The following is a 16,649-nucleotide window of genomic DNA, read 5'->3' as shown; positions in this document are numbered from 1 at the left end:
CTGTCTTAGCAGCCCCGCCGCTGACGCCCCGGCCCCGCCGCCTATCCGGGCTCGGTGAAGCGCGCCAGCCTGCTCAGCATGCCGACCGCCTCCGGGCGCGCGACGGGGTCGAAGAACGCCGCGTCGGCCGCCTCCACCGCCGCCATCGCCCGCGGGGCGAGATCGGCGCCGGCCTGGGTGACCCGCAGCCGGCGGGCGCGGGTGTCGGCCGGGTCGACCTCGCGGCTGATCAGGCCCTTCGCCTCCAGGGTGCGGATCACCTGCGAGGTCATCTTGACGTCGGTCCCGGCCTGTTCGGCGACGGTCGCCTGGTTGGGGGCCAGGCCCTGGTCGTTGAGCCAGAAGGTGCAGGCGAGCAGGACGAACTGGACGTGGGTGAGGTCCAGCGGCGCCAGGACCGCGGCGATCTCGCGCTGCCAGCGCAGGGTGACGCGCCACAGGAGGAAGCCGGGCTGGTCGCCGGGGCCGACGGAACCTGCGGAAGCGCCCGCACCATCGGCCATCAGGCGCTCGCCGCCAGCGCCAGCAGCTTGGTGACCACGTCCGGGAAGTCGGCGCAGATCTGCGGGCCGATCTCCGGCCCGACCTGGTCGGCGGCCTCGCCGGTGATCTCGGTGCGGTAGGTGACCTTGGTGCGGCCGGCGCCGAGGTCCTCGATCAGGTGGTGCGTCGTGATCAGCATGCCCGGCACTTCGCAGACGTCGATCCAGGCCTGGTCCGGGACCACCTCGGTGATCCTCATGCGGATGGTGTCCTCGCCGGGCGGGGTCATCGTGAACTCGGTGCCGGCGGCGAACGGGCCGAGCAGTTCGACCTCGCCGACGCCGTCGTTCCAGGTGTGCCAGCCCAGCGGGTCGGCCCAGAGCGTCCAGACGGCGTTCGGCGTGACCTCGGCCGTGGCGCTGTACTCGTACTCCCACATGGTGTTCCCCTCCCGTAGCGGATTTGCTCTACGCACAGACTATCTGCGCGCAGGCTATCTCGCAACTGCAAGATTCTCGCAGGTGAGAGCCGGTCGCAATAGTTGCTCATATTCGTCAATGCGAAGATGTGAAGCTATAGTGGGCTCTGTGAAGACGCTTCCCGCTCTGATGCTCGCCGCCGCAGGAGTCGGGTTCGGCCACGCTGTCATGCCGGACCACTGGATGCCGCTCGCCGTCCTGTCCCGGACCAGGAGGTATCCCACCCGCCAGACCGTGCGCCTGTCGCTGGCCGCCGGGATCACGCACGTCCTGGTCTCACTGCTGCTGGGCGCGGTCCTGGTGGTGGTCGGGTCGCAGTTCCGGACCACGGTCGCCCGCCACGCCGATGTGATGATCGGGGGGATCCTGCTGGTCACCGGGGTGGTGTTCCTGGTCATGGAGATCGCCGGGCGCGGTCACGGGCACAGCCATGAGGGCCATGACCACGGGCACGGGCATGACCACGCCGACCGCGGCCACAGCGGCCACCACGACCACGACCACGGACACGACCACTCCCACGGCGTGGCGACCCTGGAGCGCACCGACCTCCGCGCCGGCGTCCACACCCACGCCGCCGATGCCGGACCCCGCCCGCACCGCGACGCCCGCGGCCTGGCCGCCTTCCTGGTCCCCTTCGGCGCGGCGGCCTCGCCGGATCTCACGATCCTGCCGGTCTTCCTGGCCGCCGGGGCGGTCGGCGTCGCGGCCTCGATCGGCTCGCTGATCGCGTTCGCGGCGGTCACCGTGGCCACGATCGTCGGGCTGACCACGGCGACCGCGGCCGGGGCCAGGCTGCTGACCGCGCCGTGGATCGACCGCGGCGCCAACCTGCTGACCGCCGGGACCCTGCTGTTCATCGGCGGCCTGGTCGCGGTCGGCGTCATCTGACTCAGAGGACTGTGGGGACTTCGGCCGTCCCGTTGCTCCCGCACGCCGTCATGTGCTCCACCACGTGCCGGATCGCCAGGTCCTGGGCCCGCAGGTGCGCCTGCAGCCGCTCGCAGGCGCGCAGCACCGCCTCGGCGTCGCGGAACGTCATCTCCGCGCGCCGGTCCGCCGCGCGGCCCAGGACCTGCTGGCCGAGCATGATCACGAACATCAGCAGCAGCTGGGCCAGGCTCGACAGGAACAGCAGGAACGCGAACGGGTACGGGTCGAAGCGCAGCACCCCGGTCTGCGCAAGCGTGATCCACACCAGCTGGAACGCCGCGGCGGCGTAGAAGGCGGCCATGGTGCCGCAGCTCGCGGTGATCCGGGCCGCCAGCCGGGCGTGGACGCCGATGTGCTCGTCGGCCATCGACGGCGGGGCGGCGAAGCGCTCGGCGGCCTCGGTGAGCTGGATCTGCTCGATCTCGTTGAGCACCACGCACGCCGCCAGGTGCCGGTCCTGGGCGATCAGGTGGTTCTGGATCTGCTCGCAGTCGTGCAGGATCGCCTCGGCGTCCTCGAAGGTCTGGACCGCGCGCCGGTCGCCGGTGCGCCCGAGCACCTGCTGCCCGAGCAGGATGACGAAGATCAACAGCAGCTGCACCACGTTGCCCAGGAACAGCATGAACGGGTACGGATACGGGTCGAACCCGAGGAACGCCCGCGAACCCAGCAGCATCCACACCACGGTCAGCGCCAGGCAGCCGTAGACCGTCCACATCGACCCCAGCCTGCGGGTGATCCAGGCCGCCAGCTTGCCGCCGGTCCCGGATCCGGCGTACTCGTTCTCGATCCGGGCGTGGCCGTGCCGGATCCGCCGGTGGACGTGGGGATGGCGCATGGACGTGTAAAGGCTCACAGGCCCATAAAATAGTCGAACCCTCACAAAGCATCCGTCAGGGCGTGTCGTCCGGGGAGAGGTCGCTTCACGCGGTTTGCTGGATATGTGCACCAGCCATCATCGGGAACGCCGTATGCCGCCGGCCCCAGTGGTCGCCGACCCGGGCCCCGTCCCCGGCCGCGGACGCCGGTCCCGCGGAGCCGGCGCTCGCGCTGGCTGTGGGCGGCGGCCTCGACGCTGTCGATGTCGGTGCTGCTGCTCAGCGTCACCGGGGCCTGGCTGCGGGCCGCGGTGCTCGGCGGCTTCCAGCGCTCGGCCGCGCTCGGCGGGACCATCCCGAAGTCGCACGACGGCTCGGTCAACATCCTGCTGATGGGCCTGGACTCGCGCCGCGACAACCAGGGCCACGACCTGCCGCGCGCGATGCTGGGCGAGCTGCACGCCGGCTCCTCCAGCGACGTCGGCGGCTACAACACCAACACCCTGATCCTGCTGCACGTCCCGGCCGACGGCTCCGCGGCCACCGCGGTGTCGGTGCCGCGCGACGACTGGGTCGACATCCCGAACCTGGGCTGGCACAAGATCAAGGAGGCCTACGGCCGGGCCAAGGCCGCTCAGGAGGCGGCGCTGGTGAAGGCCGGCAAGGGTCCGGCCGGCGACGCCCTGGAGGCCGCGGGCCGCGAGGCCGGCCGGGCCTCGGCGATCGCCGCGGTGCAGACCCTGCTGAACGTGCCGATCGACCACTTCGCCGAAGTGAACCTGGCCGGCTTCTACGATGTGGCGATGGCGTTGGGCGGGGTGACCGTGTGCCTGAACCAGCCGGTGCAGGACGACTACTCCGGCGCCGACTTCCCGGCCGGGGTGCAGACCCTGGACGGCTCGAAGGCGCTGGCGTTCGTCCGCCAGCGGCACGGCCTGCCCGGCGGCGACCTGGACCGGACCCGGCGGCAGCAGGCGTTCCTGGCGGCGGTGCAGCGCAAGCTGTCCGACGACGGCGTGCTCTCCGACGTCGGGAAGCTCTCGGGCCTGGTCGACGCGCTGAAGCGGGACGTCGTGGTGGACGACAGCTTCGACGTGCTCTCCCTGATCTCCAAGGCCGGCAGCCTGAAGGCCGGGCGGATCCAGTTCCACACGCTGCCCGTGGAGAGCTTCGCGACCCGCGACGGCGAGGACGTCAACCTGGTCGACCCGGCGAAGATGCAGGCGGCGATGAAGCAGTACTTCTCGGGTGCCAAGGCCGCCGGTGGCGGTGGCGGTGGCGCGAAGACCGCGCATCAGGCCTCTGCCCCGCGAACCTCCTCTGCCCCGCGAACCACCTCGGCCGCCGTGGCCGCGCCGCCGTCCGGCCCGGACACGACGACCGAGAAGGGGATCGCCTGCGTGAACTGACTGCTGTATCTGCTGTATCCGCTGTGTCCGCCTAGTTGCGTCGCCCATTCCCGCCGAACAGGCTGAGGAAGAACAGGAACACGTTCAGGATGTCCAGGAAGATCGACGCGGCCAGCAGCGGCGCCGACTGGATGTTCTGCACGCGCCGCAGCCGCTGGAAGTCCACGAGGGTGAAGCCGGCGAAGATCACCAGGCCGGCCACGCTGTAGATCACCGAGGCGTGCGGGATGTTCACGAAGATGGCGACGACGCCGAAGACCAGCAGCGCCACCAGGCCCCAGAAGCTCACCCGGGCCACGCTGGACAGGTCGCGTTCGGTGGCGTAGCCGGCCGAGCCCAGCGCGCCGACGAACAGCGCGGTGGCCGCACCGGCCTGCCACAGGGCCTTCGGGTCGGTCGTCGCGTAGTAGACCAGGGTCGGTGCCATCGCGATGCCCATGAGCAACCCGAACGCGCCGAGCAGGAGCACCGTGGCCTGGGGCGAGCGGGCCGCGGTGAAGCGCATCGCGATCAGGGCCGCGAAGGCGGCGATGAAGGCGATGAAACCGGCGCCGTGGGCCAGGTCGCGGCCGGTGTAGGCGCCGAGCGCGAACAGGGCGGCCGTGGCGGCGACGAAGCCCATCGTGCGTGCGAACAGGGTGTTCGTCGAGATCCCGTAGCCCTGACGGGACATTGTCGTGTCGTACACGGTCACCTCCTACCCCCGGTCGGGGGCGTTCAGTAGTGCGAGGCCGGGCGGCCTCGATGATCGTATGGTCTCGTACCCGCGGCCTGTCTCGGAAGGCACAGTGCCCGCGGGCCCGCTAGCGTTACTGCATCGGCATTCTGGCGTCTCTGAATGGAGGTCGCATGACGAACTCGGAGCCGGACACCCCTCCTGAGATCCTCGACCTCCCGGTCGGCCTCGACGTGGCCGGGACCAGGCGCGAGACCGACGCGATGGGGGCCATCGAGGTCCCGGCGGACAAGTACTGGGGCGCCCAGACGCAGCGCTCGCTGGAGCATTTCACGGTCGGCGACGACCACATGCCCCAGGGCATCCACCACGCCTACGGCTACGTCAAGATGGCCGCCGCGCTGGTCAACGGCCAGGCCGGCCGGCTCCCGCACTGGATGGCCGACCTGATCGCCCGGGTCGCCGCCGAGGTGATCGCCGGCGAGCTCGACGAACACTTCCCGCTGTACGTCTGGCAGACCGGCTCGGGCACGCAGACCAACATGAACGTCAACGAGGTCATCAGCAACCGCGCGATCCAGCTGGCCGGCGGCACCCTGGGCAGCAAGTCGCCGGTCCACCCCAACGACCACGTCAACCTCGCGCAGTCCTCCAACGACAGCTTCCCGACCGCGACCCACGTCGCCGCCGTCCTGGCGCTGCAGAACCACGTGCTGCCCGAGCTGAGGAACCTGCACGCGGCCCTGGACGACAAGGCCCGGCAGTGGGCCGACATCCCCAAGACCGGCCGCACCCACCTGCAGGACGCCGTCCCGCTCACCGTCGGCCAGGAGTGGTCCGGCTACGCCGCCCAGATCGCCGCCGCGACCGACCGCCTGGAATCGGCCCTGCCTGGCCTGTACGAACTCGCCGCCGGCGGCACCGCGGTCGGCACCGGCCTGAACGCCCCGCCCGGATTCGCCGAACGCTTCGCCGCCGAACTCGCCGAGCTCACCGGCCAGCCCTTCGTCACCGCCCCCAACAAGTTCGCCGCCCTGGCCGGCGCCGAGGCGATGGTCGCGGCCTCCGCGGGCCTGCGCGGCGTCGCGGTACCCCTGCTGAAGATCGCCAACGACATCCGCTTCCTGGGCTCCGGCCCCCGCAACGGACTGGGCGAACTGCGGCTGCCGGAGAACGAGCCGGGCAGCTCGATCATGCCCGGCAAGGTCAACCCCACGCAGTGCGAGGCCACGATGATGGTCTGCCTGAAGGTGATGGCCGACGACACCGCGCTGGCCACCGCCGCCGGCATGGGCAACTTCGAGCTCAACACCATGCGCCCCCTGATCGCCTCCTCCTTCCTGCACTCCGCGCGCATCCTCACCGACGCCGCCCGCAACCTGCGGGTCTTCTGCATCGAGGGTACCGAACTCGACCGCGAGCGCATCGACCACGACCTCGGCCGCTCCCTGATGCTGGTGACCGCGCTGACCCCCGAGATCGGCTACGACCGCGCCGCCCAGATCGCGCACACCGCCGACGCCGAGGGCACGACGCTGCGCGAGGCGGCGATCTCCAGCGGATGGCTCACCGCGGAGCAGTTCGACGCGATCGTGGATCCGAAGGCGATGACGGGGCAGGGGCGGCGGAGCTAGGGGGTAGGGCAGGAGGGAGCTATTCGCCCTCTGCCGCCTGTTCGCCCTCTGTCACAGACCGCGTGAGCCGCGCACCCAGCTCCGCCACGAACTTCTTCAGCTCCGGCGGATCCAGCACCTCGAAGTCGAAGCCCTTCAGCGCGATGTAGATCGCGATGCTGTCGAGGGCCTCGGCGCCGGTGTGGTACAGGCACGAGTTCTCGTCGCGGGCTTCGAGACGGCCGGCGGTCGGGCTCGTGGTCTGGGCGACCTTCTCCAGGGGTGCGTGGAACAAGATCGTGGCCTGATACCGGTACGGCGCTCGAGTCAGGGCGTCAGAGACGTACGTTGCTGTGTCCCCGGCGGGCTCCGGCCGGGGAGTGAAGCGTGCGCCGGGTTGAATCGGACCCTCAACGCGGTCCACACGGAAGGTCCGCCAGTCTGCGCGATCCAAGTCGTACGCGAGCAAGTACCAGTTCCGCCCCGCGCGGACCAGGCGATAGGGCTCGACGCGCCGTGTGGCGTCGCGGTACTGGAACCGGACCCCCTCGTGGGCGCGGCAGGCTGAGGCCAGGGCCGTGAGCAGGTCGGCGTCGACGACCGGGCAGTCGCCGGGCAGCAGCATGATCGCCGACTGGAGGCCGCTGACCCGGTGTCGCAGCCGCGAGGGGAGGATCTGCTCGATCTTGCTCAGCGCCCGCAGTGAGCTCTCCTCGATCCCGGTCACCCAGCCTGCCGCCGCGCCGCGCAGGCCGACCGCGACGGCCACCGCCTCGTCGTCGTCGAGCAGCAGCGGGGGCAGGGCGGCGCCGACGCCGAGGCGGTAGCCGCCCGCTATGCCCGGTGTGGAGTCCACGGGGTAGCCCAGGTCGCGCAGCCTATCGATGTCGCGGCGCACGGTGCGGGTGGTCACGTCCAGGCGCTCGGCGAGGTCGGAGCCCTGCCAGTCGGGGCGTGACTGCAGCAGCGACAGCAGGCGCAGCAGCCGGGCCGAGGTCTGGAGCATGGGTTGCCACTCCCTGAAATCCGGGGCGAAACGAGGACCGAACCTGTCCTCAAGTCTTCATAGTGTTACTCATGCGGGGCCGGGAGGGCGCCGTTCACCACAGCTCACCACAGCTCACCATCGCGAACCTGGGAGAACTCATGATCCTGATTACTGGTGCCACCGGGAACGTCGGCCGCGTCGTCGTGGAGCGCCTGGCCGACGAGGGGCAGCCGGTGCGGGCGCTGAGCCGCCGGCCCGAGCAGGCGCAGTGGCCGGCCGGGGTCGAGGCGGTGGCGGGGGACCTGGGCGACGTGGCGTCCGTGCGGCCGGCGCTGGACGGGGTCGAGTCGGTGTTCCTGTTCCCGGCGCCCGAGGTCGGCGCGGAGCTGGTCGCGGCCTTCGAAGCCGCCGGGGTGCGGCACGTGGTCCTGCTGTCCTCCGGCGCGGTCGAGGACGGCGCCGAGGCGCAGGACGGCCCGATCGCGACCCGGCACCACGAGCTCGAGCAGCTGCTCCGCGCCTCCGGCATGAGCTGGACGTTCCTGCGGCCGGACACCTTCGCCGTCAACATCCTGCCGTGGAGCTACCAGACCAAGCACGGCGACGAGGTCCGCGGCGCCTACGCCGAGGCGGCGGCCCCGGTGATCCACGAGGCGGACATCGCCGATGCCGTGGTGGCCGCCCTGACCTCCGAGGGCCACGCCGGCAAGGCGTACCACCTGACCGGCCCGGAGCTGCTCACGCACGCCGATCAGGCCCGCGTCATCGGCGAGGTGCTCGGCCGTCCGATCCGCTATGTCGAGATCGACGTCGAGCAGGTGCGCCGGCAGATGGGCGCCTACGTCCCGGCCCCGATCCTGGCCGACATCCTCAAGTTCTGGGCGCGGTCCCTGGAGCAGCCGCACGCGGTGAGCGGAGACGTCGAGACGCTGACCGGGCACAAGGCGCGGGACTTCCGCAGCTGGGTCGAGGCGCACGCCGAGGCGTTCTGAGCGCTGTGTCAGGACATTGAAAAGCCGCTCGCGGCCGCCTTCCAAGGCGGCCGCGAGCGGCTTCGTGCCAGGTGTCAGCTCACGGTCAGCGCGGCGTCGTCGATGACCCACGAGGTCGGGTCCTCGAAGTCGTTGGTACCGGTGAACTCCAGCGTGACCGTCTTGCCGGCGTACGAGGCCAGCGAGTAGGTCTGCTTGGCGTAGCCGCTGTTGGCGTTCAGGTTCGTGACGGTCTTCAGCGTGCTCAGGGCGTTGCCGGAGCCGTCCAGCACCTGCAGCGTCAGCTTGTCGTAGGCCTTGGTGGTGCTGGTCTCGGTCGTGTCGGTGTGCAGGTAGTAGCTGAACGAGTAGGTCGTGCAGCCGGCCGGGATCGCGACGGTCTGGGACAGCGTGTCGGTGGTGCTGGCAGTGCCGCCGAGCCAGGCGTCCCACGAACCGGAGTGGGCCGGCTCGTCGGTCGTGTCGTCGTTGATGATGTCGCTGGAGGAGGCGGTCCAGGCGGTGTCGCCCGCGCCGTTCTCGAAGCCGGGGTCGCCCAGCAGCTGGCCGCCGGCGCAGCCGCTGCCGCCCCCGGCGGCGTTGACCGTCCAGCTGAAGGTGGTGCTGCCGGACGCGCCGGTCCCGTCGGTGGCGGTGATGGTCACCGAGCTGGTGCCCGCGGTGGTGGGGGTGCCCGAGACGGCGCCGGTGGAGCCGTTGATGGACAAGCCGGCCGGCAGACCGGCGGCCGTGTAGGACAGGGTCTGGCCGGATGCCGAGTCGGCGGCCGAGACCTGGAGCGAGGCGGCGGTGCCGACGGTCCCGGTCTGGTTGCCCGGGTTGCTGACCGTCACCGTGGAGGTGCTGCCGCCGCCACCGTTGCTGGGCGTCTGATTGAAGTCGGCGGTGAAGGTGTTCTCGATCCCGGTCAGCACACCGGAGTCGGAGATGATCAGGCCCAGCTCGCGGTTGGAGTTCAGCGAGTTGTCCGAGAAGTTCTCAGAACCCTGGAACACCTTCGCGCTCGACGTGCCGTAGTCGGCGACGATCGCCTTGGCGTGCACGTAGAAGCCGGTCTGCGAGGTGTACTGCGTCACCTTGACGCCGGCCGCCTCGACCTGGCTGATCTCGCTGTTGTACTTGCCGCCGGTGTTCTCCAGCACGCAGCGGACCGTGACCCCGCGCTTCTGGGCCGCGATGACCGCGTTGATCAGCGCCGTGTCGCCGAACTCCTCCTCCTGGATGTCCAGGGTCTTGGTGGCGCCGTTGATCAGGGCCAGCAGGTGGGTCTGCGAGTCGGTCGGGGACCAGACCAGGTTGTCGCCGTCGGCGGGGGTGATCGAGGTGTCGGTGAAGTCGGCGTTGAACACCTGCTCCACGGCGGCGACGTCGTTCTGGTCGGTGTCGAAGACCGAGTAGTCCCGCGAGGTCGCGTAGTAGGTGCTGTCCAGGTTCCCGGTGCTGATCCAGGACGTCGCGCCGTCGACCGTGATGGTCTTCTGGTGCGTGTAGGTGAACACCGAGGAGCTGTAGACGACGCTCACGCCGCCGGCCTGCAGCGCGCTGTAGGCGGCGCTGTTGACCGAGGTCTGCTTGCCGTCCAGGATCACCCGGACCTTGACGCCCGCCTTCTGCTTGTTCACCAGGGCCGTGGTGACGGTCGTGTCGCGCAACTCGTACATCGTGACGTCGATGGTCTTGGTCGCGGTGTTGATGAAGCTGTAGATCGCGTTCTCGCCCTGGTCGGGCAGGATCAACAGGCTGTAGGTGCCGGCGGCGTGGGCGGCCGGCGCCAGCAGCGCGCCGGACGCGGCGGTCGCGGTGGCGACCACGCCGAGGCCGAAGCGGCGGATGGCAGTGCTGAACATTTCCGTTTCTCCTGAATGTGGAGGACAGGTGGCGGTGAGGGCGGCAGGGCAGGGCCGAAGCCCACCACGGAAAGTACAGATCAGCACTTAAGGTGCATAGAGGCTTTGACAGAACTTTTAGATGAACAACACTCGTCGCCGGCGTGCCCGGTCCGCGAGCGGGCATGGCGAATCAGGCCCGGGTGATTCTCCGGCGCCTGGCAAGCCTTCCAGGATGCCCGACCTTCGATGATCGAATCAAGGGGTTGCTGGTTTCGGCCCGAATCTCCGATTTGCATGCACATAAAGGAATGCGCGGCTCTGACTCAGAGTCCTGATATCGTAAAGAATCCGCGCACCGGGCTGTGAATCGCCCCTGCGCGCGGATTCCGAAGCCGCGGCTCACTCCATGCCAGCGGGCGGACCCTCCTGCTCGCCGAGGGTCGGCGAGAACAAGGCGGTGTAGCGCTCGAAGCGCGTCTTCCAGGCATCCTTGTCCCTGTCCGTGTTCCTGTCAGTGTTTGCGTCCCTGTCTGTGTCCCTGTCCCGGGTGCCGCCGGCCAGCAGCTCCAGGCACGCCTCCCAGCCCGCGGCGTTGCGCGCGGCGATGCCCGGGCGCAGTTCGTCGACCAGGACCAGCAGGGTGCCGGTGCCCTGCGGGCTCAGGGTGAAGCGCAGCGTCTCCTCGCCCCAGGTGAAGGCCAGCGACTCCGGTTCGCGTGCCTCCAGCACCTCGCCCTTCATGGTCAGGCCGTCCGCTTCGGGCCCGAAGACGAAGCTCAGGCCCGCACCGGGCTCCCAGCGGCCGCCGTCGACGATCACGTCGCACGGGAACCACGCCTTGAGCTGTTCGCGCTCGGTCAGCGCCTGCCACACCTCGGCCGGCGGGTCGGGCAGCGGGCGCTCCAGCCGGATGGCGGCACCCTGCGTCCCGCCGGTCGTCAAAGATGCCTCGCTCATGTCTTCCTCCGGTCTTCCAGATGTGCTTCCAGGCGGTCCAGGCTCCGCGTCCACAGCCACCGGTACTGCGCCAGCCAGTCGTCGACCTCGGCCAGCGGCTCGGTTCGTATGCGGTAGTAGCGGTGCTGTGCGTCGGGGCGTACCTCGACCAGGCCTGCTTCCCGCAGCGCGCGCAGGTGCTTGGACACCGCGGGTTGGCTCGCGCCCAGGCGGTCGGACAGTTCGCCGACGGATTTCTCGCCTTCGCGCAGGAGGTCCAGGATCGCCAGCCGGCGGGGTTCGCCGAGGGCTTGGAAGGCTGCGGCGACTGTCATGGGTGCGAATATTCCTCTCCGGTTATATACCGGTCAAGGCATATGCGGTGGACATGGGGAGGAGTCGGGACCAGCCAGGCCGCGATCAGCCGGCAGCCTGCGCCGACTCCGTGATGATCTGCCGGATCCGGTCCGTCGTCCCGGACTCCGCGGAGACGATGAACGGCAGCGCGTTGCCGCCCTCCAGCCGGACCGGCGAGCCGTCCAGGGCGGCGACGTGCCCGCCGGCCTCGGCGACCAGGAGCAGGCCGGCGGCGTGGTCCCAGCAGTACTCCCAGGTGAGCACCATTCCCGACCGCGATCCGACTGCCACGTCGAGGTATTCGATGCCGCACGCGTCGAAGTACCGCACGTCCAGGTCCGCCGCGCGCATCGCGTCCACGCCGCGGCCGTAGCCGGCGGGCCACCAGACCGGGTGGCTGGTGGTGATCGGCAGGGCCGGGGCGGCGGGGTCGGCGGCCGGGGCCACGCGGGCCGGGACGCCGTCCACGCGGGCGCCGTGGCCGGCCAGCGCGGTGCCGATGCGGCCGATGATCGGCGCGTAGGTCCAGGAGGCCTGCAGGACGCCGTCGACGGCCAGGGCGACCAGCGTCGAGAAGCGGCCGGAGCCGGCGATGAAGTTGCGGGTGCCGTCGATGGGGTCGACGATCCACACCGGCGCGCTGCCGGTGAGGGCGTCCAGGACCGAGGCGTCCTCGGACACCGCCTCCTCGCCGACGACGACCGAGCCGGGGAGGAACGCGGTCAGGCGCTCGCGCAGCAGGTCCTCGGCCTCGCGGTCGGCGACCGTGACCGGGTCCATCGGGCCCTTCATGGCGACGTCGGAGTCGTTGAGGCTCCGGAAGCGCGGCAGGACCGCTTTCTCGTTGACGGAACGGATGATGCTTTCGACTTCGGCCAGCTCCGCGAAGGAAATCACAGCCTTACTGTCGCAGACGCGCGCAACAGGCTTCAGTCCGCGCTGGTCTGCGTCTGCCAGCGCCCGCGATGTGTGATGTCCTCGACGGTCCGCCGCTTGATGGTCTTGCGCGACGTCTTCTGCTTGGCGTCCCGGCCCTCGTCCGGGTGCCCGATGGCCACCGCGCCGATCGGCGTGAACTCCGCCGGGATCCCGAACTGCGCGCGCACGTTGCCGATCGACTCCGGCGGGATCCCGAAGTACAGCGCCCCGAGGTCCTCCTCGACCACCGCGAGCAGCAGCAGCATGGTCAGCATGCCGGTGTCGATGTGCCAGAACGGCACCGGCCAGCGCGCCTCGTCGCGGTCGGTCCAGCCCTTGTCGGGCCGGGCGTACCGGTCGAGGTAGATGTCCTTGTTGGAGCAGGGGATCACGATCATCTGGGCGTTGCGCAGCGGCGTGCCCTCGTACTCGCCCCCGGGGTCCATCGCGGTCCAGAAGGCGGAGCGGTCCTCGGCCGACTCCAGCACGAGCATCGCGTAGCCCTGCGAGAACCCGGCGGAGGGCGCCCGGTTGGCGGCGCGCAGCAGGCGCTCGCCCACTTCCGGGGCGATGGGCTCGGCCGTGAAGGCCCGGACCATCTTCCGCTTGCGGATCACATCCTGGAATTCCATGCTCACTCCGCCGCTTGCGAGGGGTCGGCGCCGAAGCAGCCGGCGCCCAGCAGAACCTTGAGATCGGAGCTCAGCGCCGGCGAGTTGGCCACCCGCAGGTTGTCGCCGAGCTGGTATCGGACCACCCTCTCGTCCGGGCTCTTCAGGTGCATGCGCACCGCCGTGGTTCCAGGGTGGCGGGTCAGGATCCGCTTGAGCCGCTCCACGGTCGCCGGGATCACCCGGGACTCCGAGACGTGCAGGACCACCGGGGCGCTGCTGCCGGCCGTGGAGATGTCGAGCAGCGCGACCTCCATCGCGATCAGCTTGGGCACCTCGTCGCGCTTGTCCAGCCGGCCCTTCACCACGACCACCGCGTCCTCGGCCAGCTGCGTGGAGTACAGCTGGTAGGTCTGCGGGAAGAACATCGTCTCGATGCCGCCCTCGAGGTCCTCGATGGAGGCCGCGGCCCAGGTGTTGCCCTGCTTGGTGACCTTGCGGGCCAGGCCGGCGACCAGGCCGGCGATGGTGACGATGGAGCCGTCGGCCCGGTCGTTCTCGCCGGTGAGCGAGGCGATCGAGCAGTCGGCCTTGGAGGCCAGCAGGTTCTCCACACCCGAGAGCGGATGGTCCGAGACGTAGAGCCCCAGCATCTCCCGCTCGAAGCCGAGCAGCACCTTCTTGTCCCACTCGATGTCGGAGAAGGCCATCTCGATGCCGCCCGTTATGGCCTCCTGGCCGCCGTCCAGCAGCGAGCCGAACAGCGAGTCCTGGCCGAGCGCCTCCTGCTTCTTGACGTCCACCACCGAGTCGATCGCGCGCTCGTGCTGCTCGATCAGCCCGCGCCGGGAGTGGCCCAGGGAGTCGAACGCGCCGGCCTTGATCAGCGACTCGATCGTCCTCTTGTTGCAGACCGGCAGGTCCACCTTGGCCAGGAAGTCGTTGAAGGAGGTGAACCGGCCCTTGGACTTGCGGGTGGCGATGATCGAGGAGACCACGTTCTCGCCGACGTTGCGGATCGCGCCGAGGCCGAAGCGGATGTCGGTGCCGACCGGGGTGAACTGGTGCAGCGAGTCGTTGACATCGGGGGGCAGCACCTTGATGCCCATCCGGCGGCACTCGGCCAGGTAGATCGCCGAGCGGTCCTTGTCGGTGGCCGTCGAGGTGAGCAGCGCGGCCATGTACTCGGCCGGGTAGTGCGCCTTCAGGTACGCGGTCTGATAGGCGATGAAGCCGTAGGCGACGGAGTGCGACTTGTTGAACGCGTAGTCGGCGAACGGGACCAGGACGTCCCACACCGCCTTGGTGGCCTGGGCCGAATAGCCGTTGTCGGCCATGCCCTTCTCGAAGCCCACGTACTCCTTGTCGAGGACTTCCTTCTTCTTCTTGCCCATCGCCCGGCGCAGAAGGTCGGCCTGGGCCAGGGAGTAGCCGGCGAGCACCCGCGCGGCGGCCATCACCTGCTCCTGGTAGATGATCAGGCCGTAGCTGACGCCGAGGACTTCCTTCAGCGGCGCTTCCAGCTCCGGGTGGATCGGGGTGATCGGCTGCCGGGCGTTCTTGCGCTCGGCGTAGTTGATGTGCGAGTTCGCACCCATGGGCCCGGGCCGGTACAGGGCGATGATGGCCGAGACGTCTTCGAAGTTGTCCGGGCGCATCTGGCGCAGCAGCGAGCGCAGCGGGCCGCCGTCGAGCTGGAACACGCCCAGCGTGTCGCCCTTGCACAGCAGCTCGTAGGTCAGCGGGTCGTCGAGCGGGAACTCCAGCGTGTTCAGTTTCTCGCCGGTGGTCGTCTCGACGTTGGTCAGCGCGTCGGTGATGATCGTCAGGTTCCTGAGACCCAGGAAGTCCATCTTGATCAGGCCGATTTCCTCGCAGGTCGGGTAGTCGAACTGCGTGATGATGACGCCGTCGGCGGGGCGCATCATGACCGGCACGTGGTCGGTGATCGTCTCCGGGGAGATGATGACGCCGGCCGCGTGCACGCCGGGCTGCCGGATCAGGCCCTCGACGCCGCGGCCGGTGTCGATGACCTTCTTGACGTCCGCGTCCTGCTCGTACATCCCGCGGATCTCGCCGGCCTCGCCGTAGCGCGGGTGGTTGCTGTCGAACACGCCGGTCAGCGGCATCGACTTGCCCATCACGTCCGGCGGCAGCGCCTTGGTGATGCGGTCGCCCATCGCGAAGGGGTAGCCCAGGATCCGGCTGGAGTCCTTGATCGCGGCCTTGGCCTTGATCCGGCCGAAGGTGGCGATCATCGCGACCTTGTCCTCGCCGTACTTCTCGGTGACGTAGCGGATCACGTCCGAGCGGCGGCGGTCGTCGAAGTCGATGTCGATGTCGGGCGGGGTGACGCGGTCGGGGTTCAGGAACCGCTCGAACAGCAGGTCGAAGGGGATCGGGTCGACGTCGGTGATGCCCAGCGACCACGCCACCAGCGAGCCTGCGGCCGACCCTCGGCCCGGGCCGACGGCGATGCCGTTGTCCTTGGCCCAGTTGATGAAGTCGGCGACCACGATGAAGTAGGACGGGAAGCCCATCGACAAGATGACGTCGAGTTCGAACTCCAGGCGCGCGTGGTAGGTCTTCTCATCCGGCACCCCGGCCGGGAAGCGCTTGTTCAGGCCGTCGTAGGCGAGCTTGCGGAACCACTGGTCCTCGGTCAGCCCGTCCGGGGCCTCCAGGCGCGGCATCAGGTTCCGGTAGGAGAACATCCCCTCCGGATTGACCTTCTCCGCGATCAGCAGCGTGTTCCGGCAGCCCTCCTGCCAGATGTCGTCCGTGGCGGCGATCGCCCGCATCTCGTCGGCGGACTTCAGGTAGTAGCCGTCGCCCCCGAATCGGAAACGGTCCGGGTCGGCGATGTTCGAGGCGGTCTGGATGCACAGCAGCGCGTCATGCGCGGCGGACTCTTCGCGGTAGGTGTAGTGCGAGTCGTTGGTGACCACCGGCGGGATGTTCAGCCGCTTGCCGATGTCCAGCAGCCCCTCGCGGACCCGGGTCTCGATGTCCAGGCCGTGGTCCATCAGCTCCAGGTAGAAGTTCTCTTTGCCGAAGATCTCCTGGTACTGCGCGGCGGCCGCGAGGGCCTCGTCGAACTGGCCCAGGCGCAGCCGGGTCTGGACGAAGCCCGAGGGGCAGCCCGTGGTGGCCATCAGACCGGCGGAGTGCTGCGCCATGAGCTCGGCGTCCATGCGCGGGTACTTGCGGGCGAAGCCCTCGGTGAAGGCGCGGGAGGAGAGCTTGGTGAGGTTCTGCAGGCCGGTGACGTCCTTGGCCCAGATGGTGGCGTGGCCGTAGAGGCCGCCGCCGGAGACGTCGTCGGACTTCTGGTGCGGCTGGCCCCAGCGGATCGGCTTCTGGTTGTAGCGCGATTCCGGGGCGACGTACGCCTCGATCCCGAGGATCGGCTTGATGCCGGCGGCCGTCGCCTGCTTGGTGAAGTCGGCCGCGCCGTGCATGTTGCCGTGGTCCGTCATGGCCACCGCGGGCATGCCCAGGGAGGAGGCATGCTTGAACATGTCCTTCAGTCGTGCCGCACCGTCGAGCATCGAATACTCGGTGTGAACGTGCAGGTGGACGAAGGAATCGGACACGGAGGATCCTC

Annotated in this window: 15 protein-coding genes; 4 read left to right on the top strand and 11 right to left on the bottom strand. The window is 69.6% G+C overall.

Going from position 1 to position 16,649, the window contains the following annotated elements; translation table 11 throughout:
- Positions 1-41 precede the first annotated feature (41 nt).
- Together ABIA35_RS15275 and ABIA35_RS15270 are read right to left on the bottom strand one after the other, a co-directional pair.
- The gene (locus ABIA35_RS15275; protein ID WP_370346538.1) at positions 42-503 is read right to left on the bottom strand and encodes a MarR family winged helix-turn-helix transcriptional regulator; all 462 of its coding nucleotides are present in this window, start codon (positions 501-503) and stop codon (positions 42-44) included.
- Positions 503-922, bottom strand: a complete 420-nt coding sequence (locus tag ABIA35_RS15270) for an SRPBCC family protein (protein ID WP_370358309.1) — start codon at positions 920-922, stop codon at positions 503-505. The genes ABIA35_RS15275 and ABIA35_RS15270 overlap by 1 nt, the downstream gene beginning before the upstream one ends.
- Before the next feature lie 148 nt (positions 923-1,070).
- On the opposite strand from ABIA35_RS15270, the gene ABIA35_RS15265 reads away from it, so the two are divergent.
- Positions 1,071-1,853 carry a hypothetical protein gene (locus ABIA35_RS15265; RefSeq protein ID WP_370358308.1) on the top strand — a complete coding sequence of 261 codons (783 nt, stop codon included), beginning with the start codon at positions 1,071-1,073 and terminating at the stop codon, positions 1,851-1,853.
- Between the two features lies 1 nt (position 1,854).
- On the opposite strand, the gene ABIA35_RS15260 is transcribed toward ABIA35_RS15265, so the two are convergent.
- A complete protein-coding gene (locus ABIA35_RS15260; RefSeq protein WP_370358307.1) occupies positions 1,855-2,751 on the bottom strand; it encodes a DUF1003 domain-containing protein in 897 nt (298 codons plus the stop codon).
- A gap of 225 nt (positions 2,752-2,976) precedes the next feature.
- Here ABIA35_RS15260 and ABIA35_RS15255 point away from each other — a divergent pair, with 225 nt between their 5' ends.
- Entirely contained in the window at positions 2,977-4,122 is a 1,146-nt protein-coding gene (locus ABIA35_RS15255) for an LCP family protein (RefSeq protein ID WP_370358306.1), read from the top strand.
- Positions 4,123-4,153: 31 nt separating this feature from the next.
- Here the strand turns inward: ABIA35_RS15255 and ABIA35_RS15250 are convergent, their stop codons facing one another.
- On the bottom strand, positions 4,154-4,810 hold the full coding sequence (locus ABIA35_RS15250; protein WP_370346527.1) for a Bax inhibitor-1 family protein: 657 nt from the start codon (positions 4,808-4,810) through the stop codon (positions 4,154-4,156).
- 161 nt (positions 4,811-4,971) lie between these two features.
- On the opposite strand from ABIA35_RS15250, the gene ABIA35_RS15245 reads away from it, so the two are divergent.
- Positions 4,972-6,432 carry a class II fumarate hydratase gene (locus ABIA35_RS15245; RefSeq protein ID WP_370346525.1) on the top strand — a complete coding sequence of 487 codons (1,461 nt, stop codon included), beginning with the start codon at positions 4,972-4,974 and terminating at the stop codon, positions 6,430-6,432.
- Positions 6,433-6,451: 19 nt separating this feature from the next.
- Here the strand turns inward: ABIA35_RS15245 and ABIA35_RS15240 are convergent, their stop codons facing one another.
- Positions 6,452-7,417 carry a helix-turn-helix transcriptional regulator gene (locus tag ABIA35_RS15240; RefSeq protein ID WP_370346523.1) on the bottom strand — a complete coding sequence of 322 codons (966 nt, stop codon included), beginning with the start codon at positions 7,415-7,417 and terminating at the stop codon, positions 6,452-6,454.
- 71 nt (positions 7,418-7,488) lie between these two features.
- On the opposite strand from ABIA35_RS15240, the gene ABIA35_RS15235 reads away from it, so the two are divergent.
- The gene (locus ABIA35_RS15235; RefSeq protein WP_370358305.1) at positions 7,489-8,391 is read left to right on the top strand and encodes an NAD(P)H-binding protein; all 903 of its coding nucleotides are present in this window, start codon (positions 7,489-7,491) and stop codon (positions 8,389-8,391) included.
- 74 nt (positions 8,392-8,465) lie between these two features.
- On the opposite strand, the gene ABIA35_RS15230 is transcribed toward ABIA35_RS15235, so the two are convergent.
- The 6 genes from ABIA35_RS15230 to dnaE form a co-directional block, all read right to left on the bottom strand.
- Positions 8,466-10,238, bottom strand: coding sequence for a phospholipase D-like domain-containing protein (locus ABIA35_RS15230; RefSeq protein ID WP_370346518.1), 1,773 nt, complete (start codon positions 10,236-10,238; stop codon positions 8,466-8,468).
- 381 nt (positions 10,239-10,619) lie between these two features.
- Positions 10,620-11,177 (bottom strand): SRPBCC domain-containing protein, encoded by a 558-nt coding sequence (locus tag ABIA35_RS15225; protein WP_370346516.1) that lies wholly within the window; start codon positions 11,175-11,177, stop codon positions 10,620-10,622.
- Positions 11,174-11,491 carry an ArsR/SmtB family transcription factor gene (locus tag ABIA35_RS15220; protein WP_370358304.1) on the bottom strand — a complete coding sequence of 106 codons (318 nt, stop codon included), beginning with the start codon at positions 11,489-11,491 and terminating at the stop codon, positions 11,174-11,176. Before ABIA35_RS15220 ends, ABIA35_RS15225 begins: the two co-directional genes overlap by 4 nt.
- An 85-nt stretch (positions 11,492-11,576) precedes the next feature.
- Complete coding sequence (locus ABIA35_RS15215) at positions 11,577-12,410, bottom strand: inositol monophosphatase (RefSeq protein WP_370358303.1); 834 nt, start codon at positions 12,408-12,410, stop codon at positions 11,577-11,579.
- A gap of 32 nt (positions 12,411-12,442) precedes the next feature.
- Complete coding sequence (locus ABIA35_RS15210) at positions 12,443-13,063, bottom strand: nitroreductase family protein (RefSeq protein WP_370346510.1); 621 nt, start codon at positions 13,061-13,063, stop codon at positions 12,443-12,445.
- Positions 13,064-13,065: 2 nt separating this feature from the next.
- On the bottom strand, positions 13,066-16,638 hold the full coding sequence (dnaE, locus tag ABIA35_RS15205; protein ID WP_370358302.1) for a DNA polymerase III subunit alpha: 3,573 nt from the start codon (positions 16,636-16,638) through the stop codon (positions 13,066-13,068).
- Between the last annotated feature and the right edge of the window lie 11 nt (positions 16,639-16,649).

It is taken from the genome of Catenulispora sp. MAP12-49, from assembly GCF_041262705.1.
In the GTDB taxonomy this organism is placed as follows: domain Bacteria; phylum Actinomycetota; class Actinomycetes; order Streptomycetales; family Catenulisporaceae; genus Catenulispora.
Note: the sequence above shows the minus strand (reverse complement) of the source record. Positions and strands in the feature narration are given on the sequence as shown.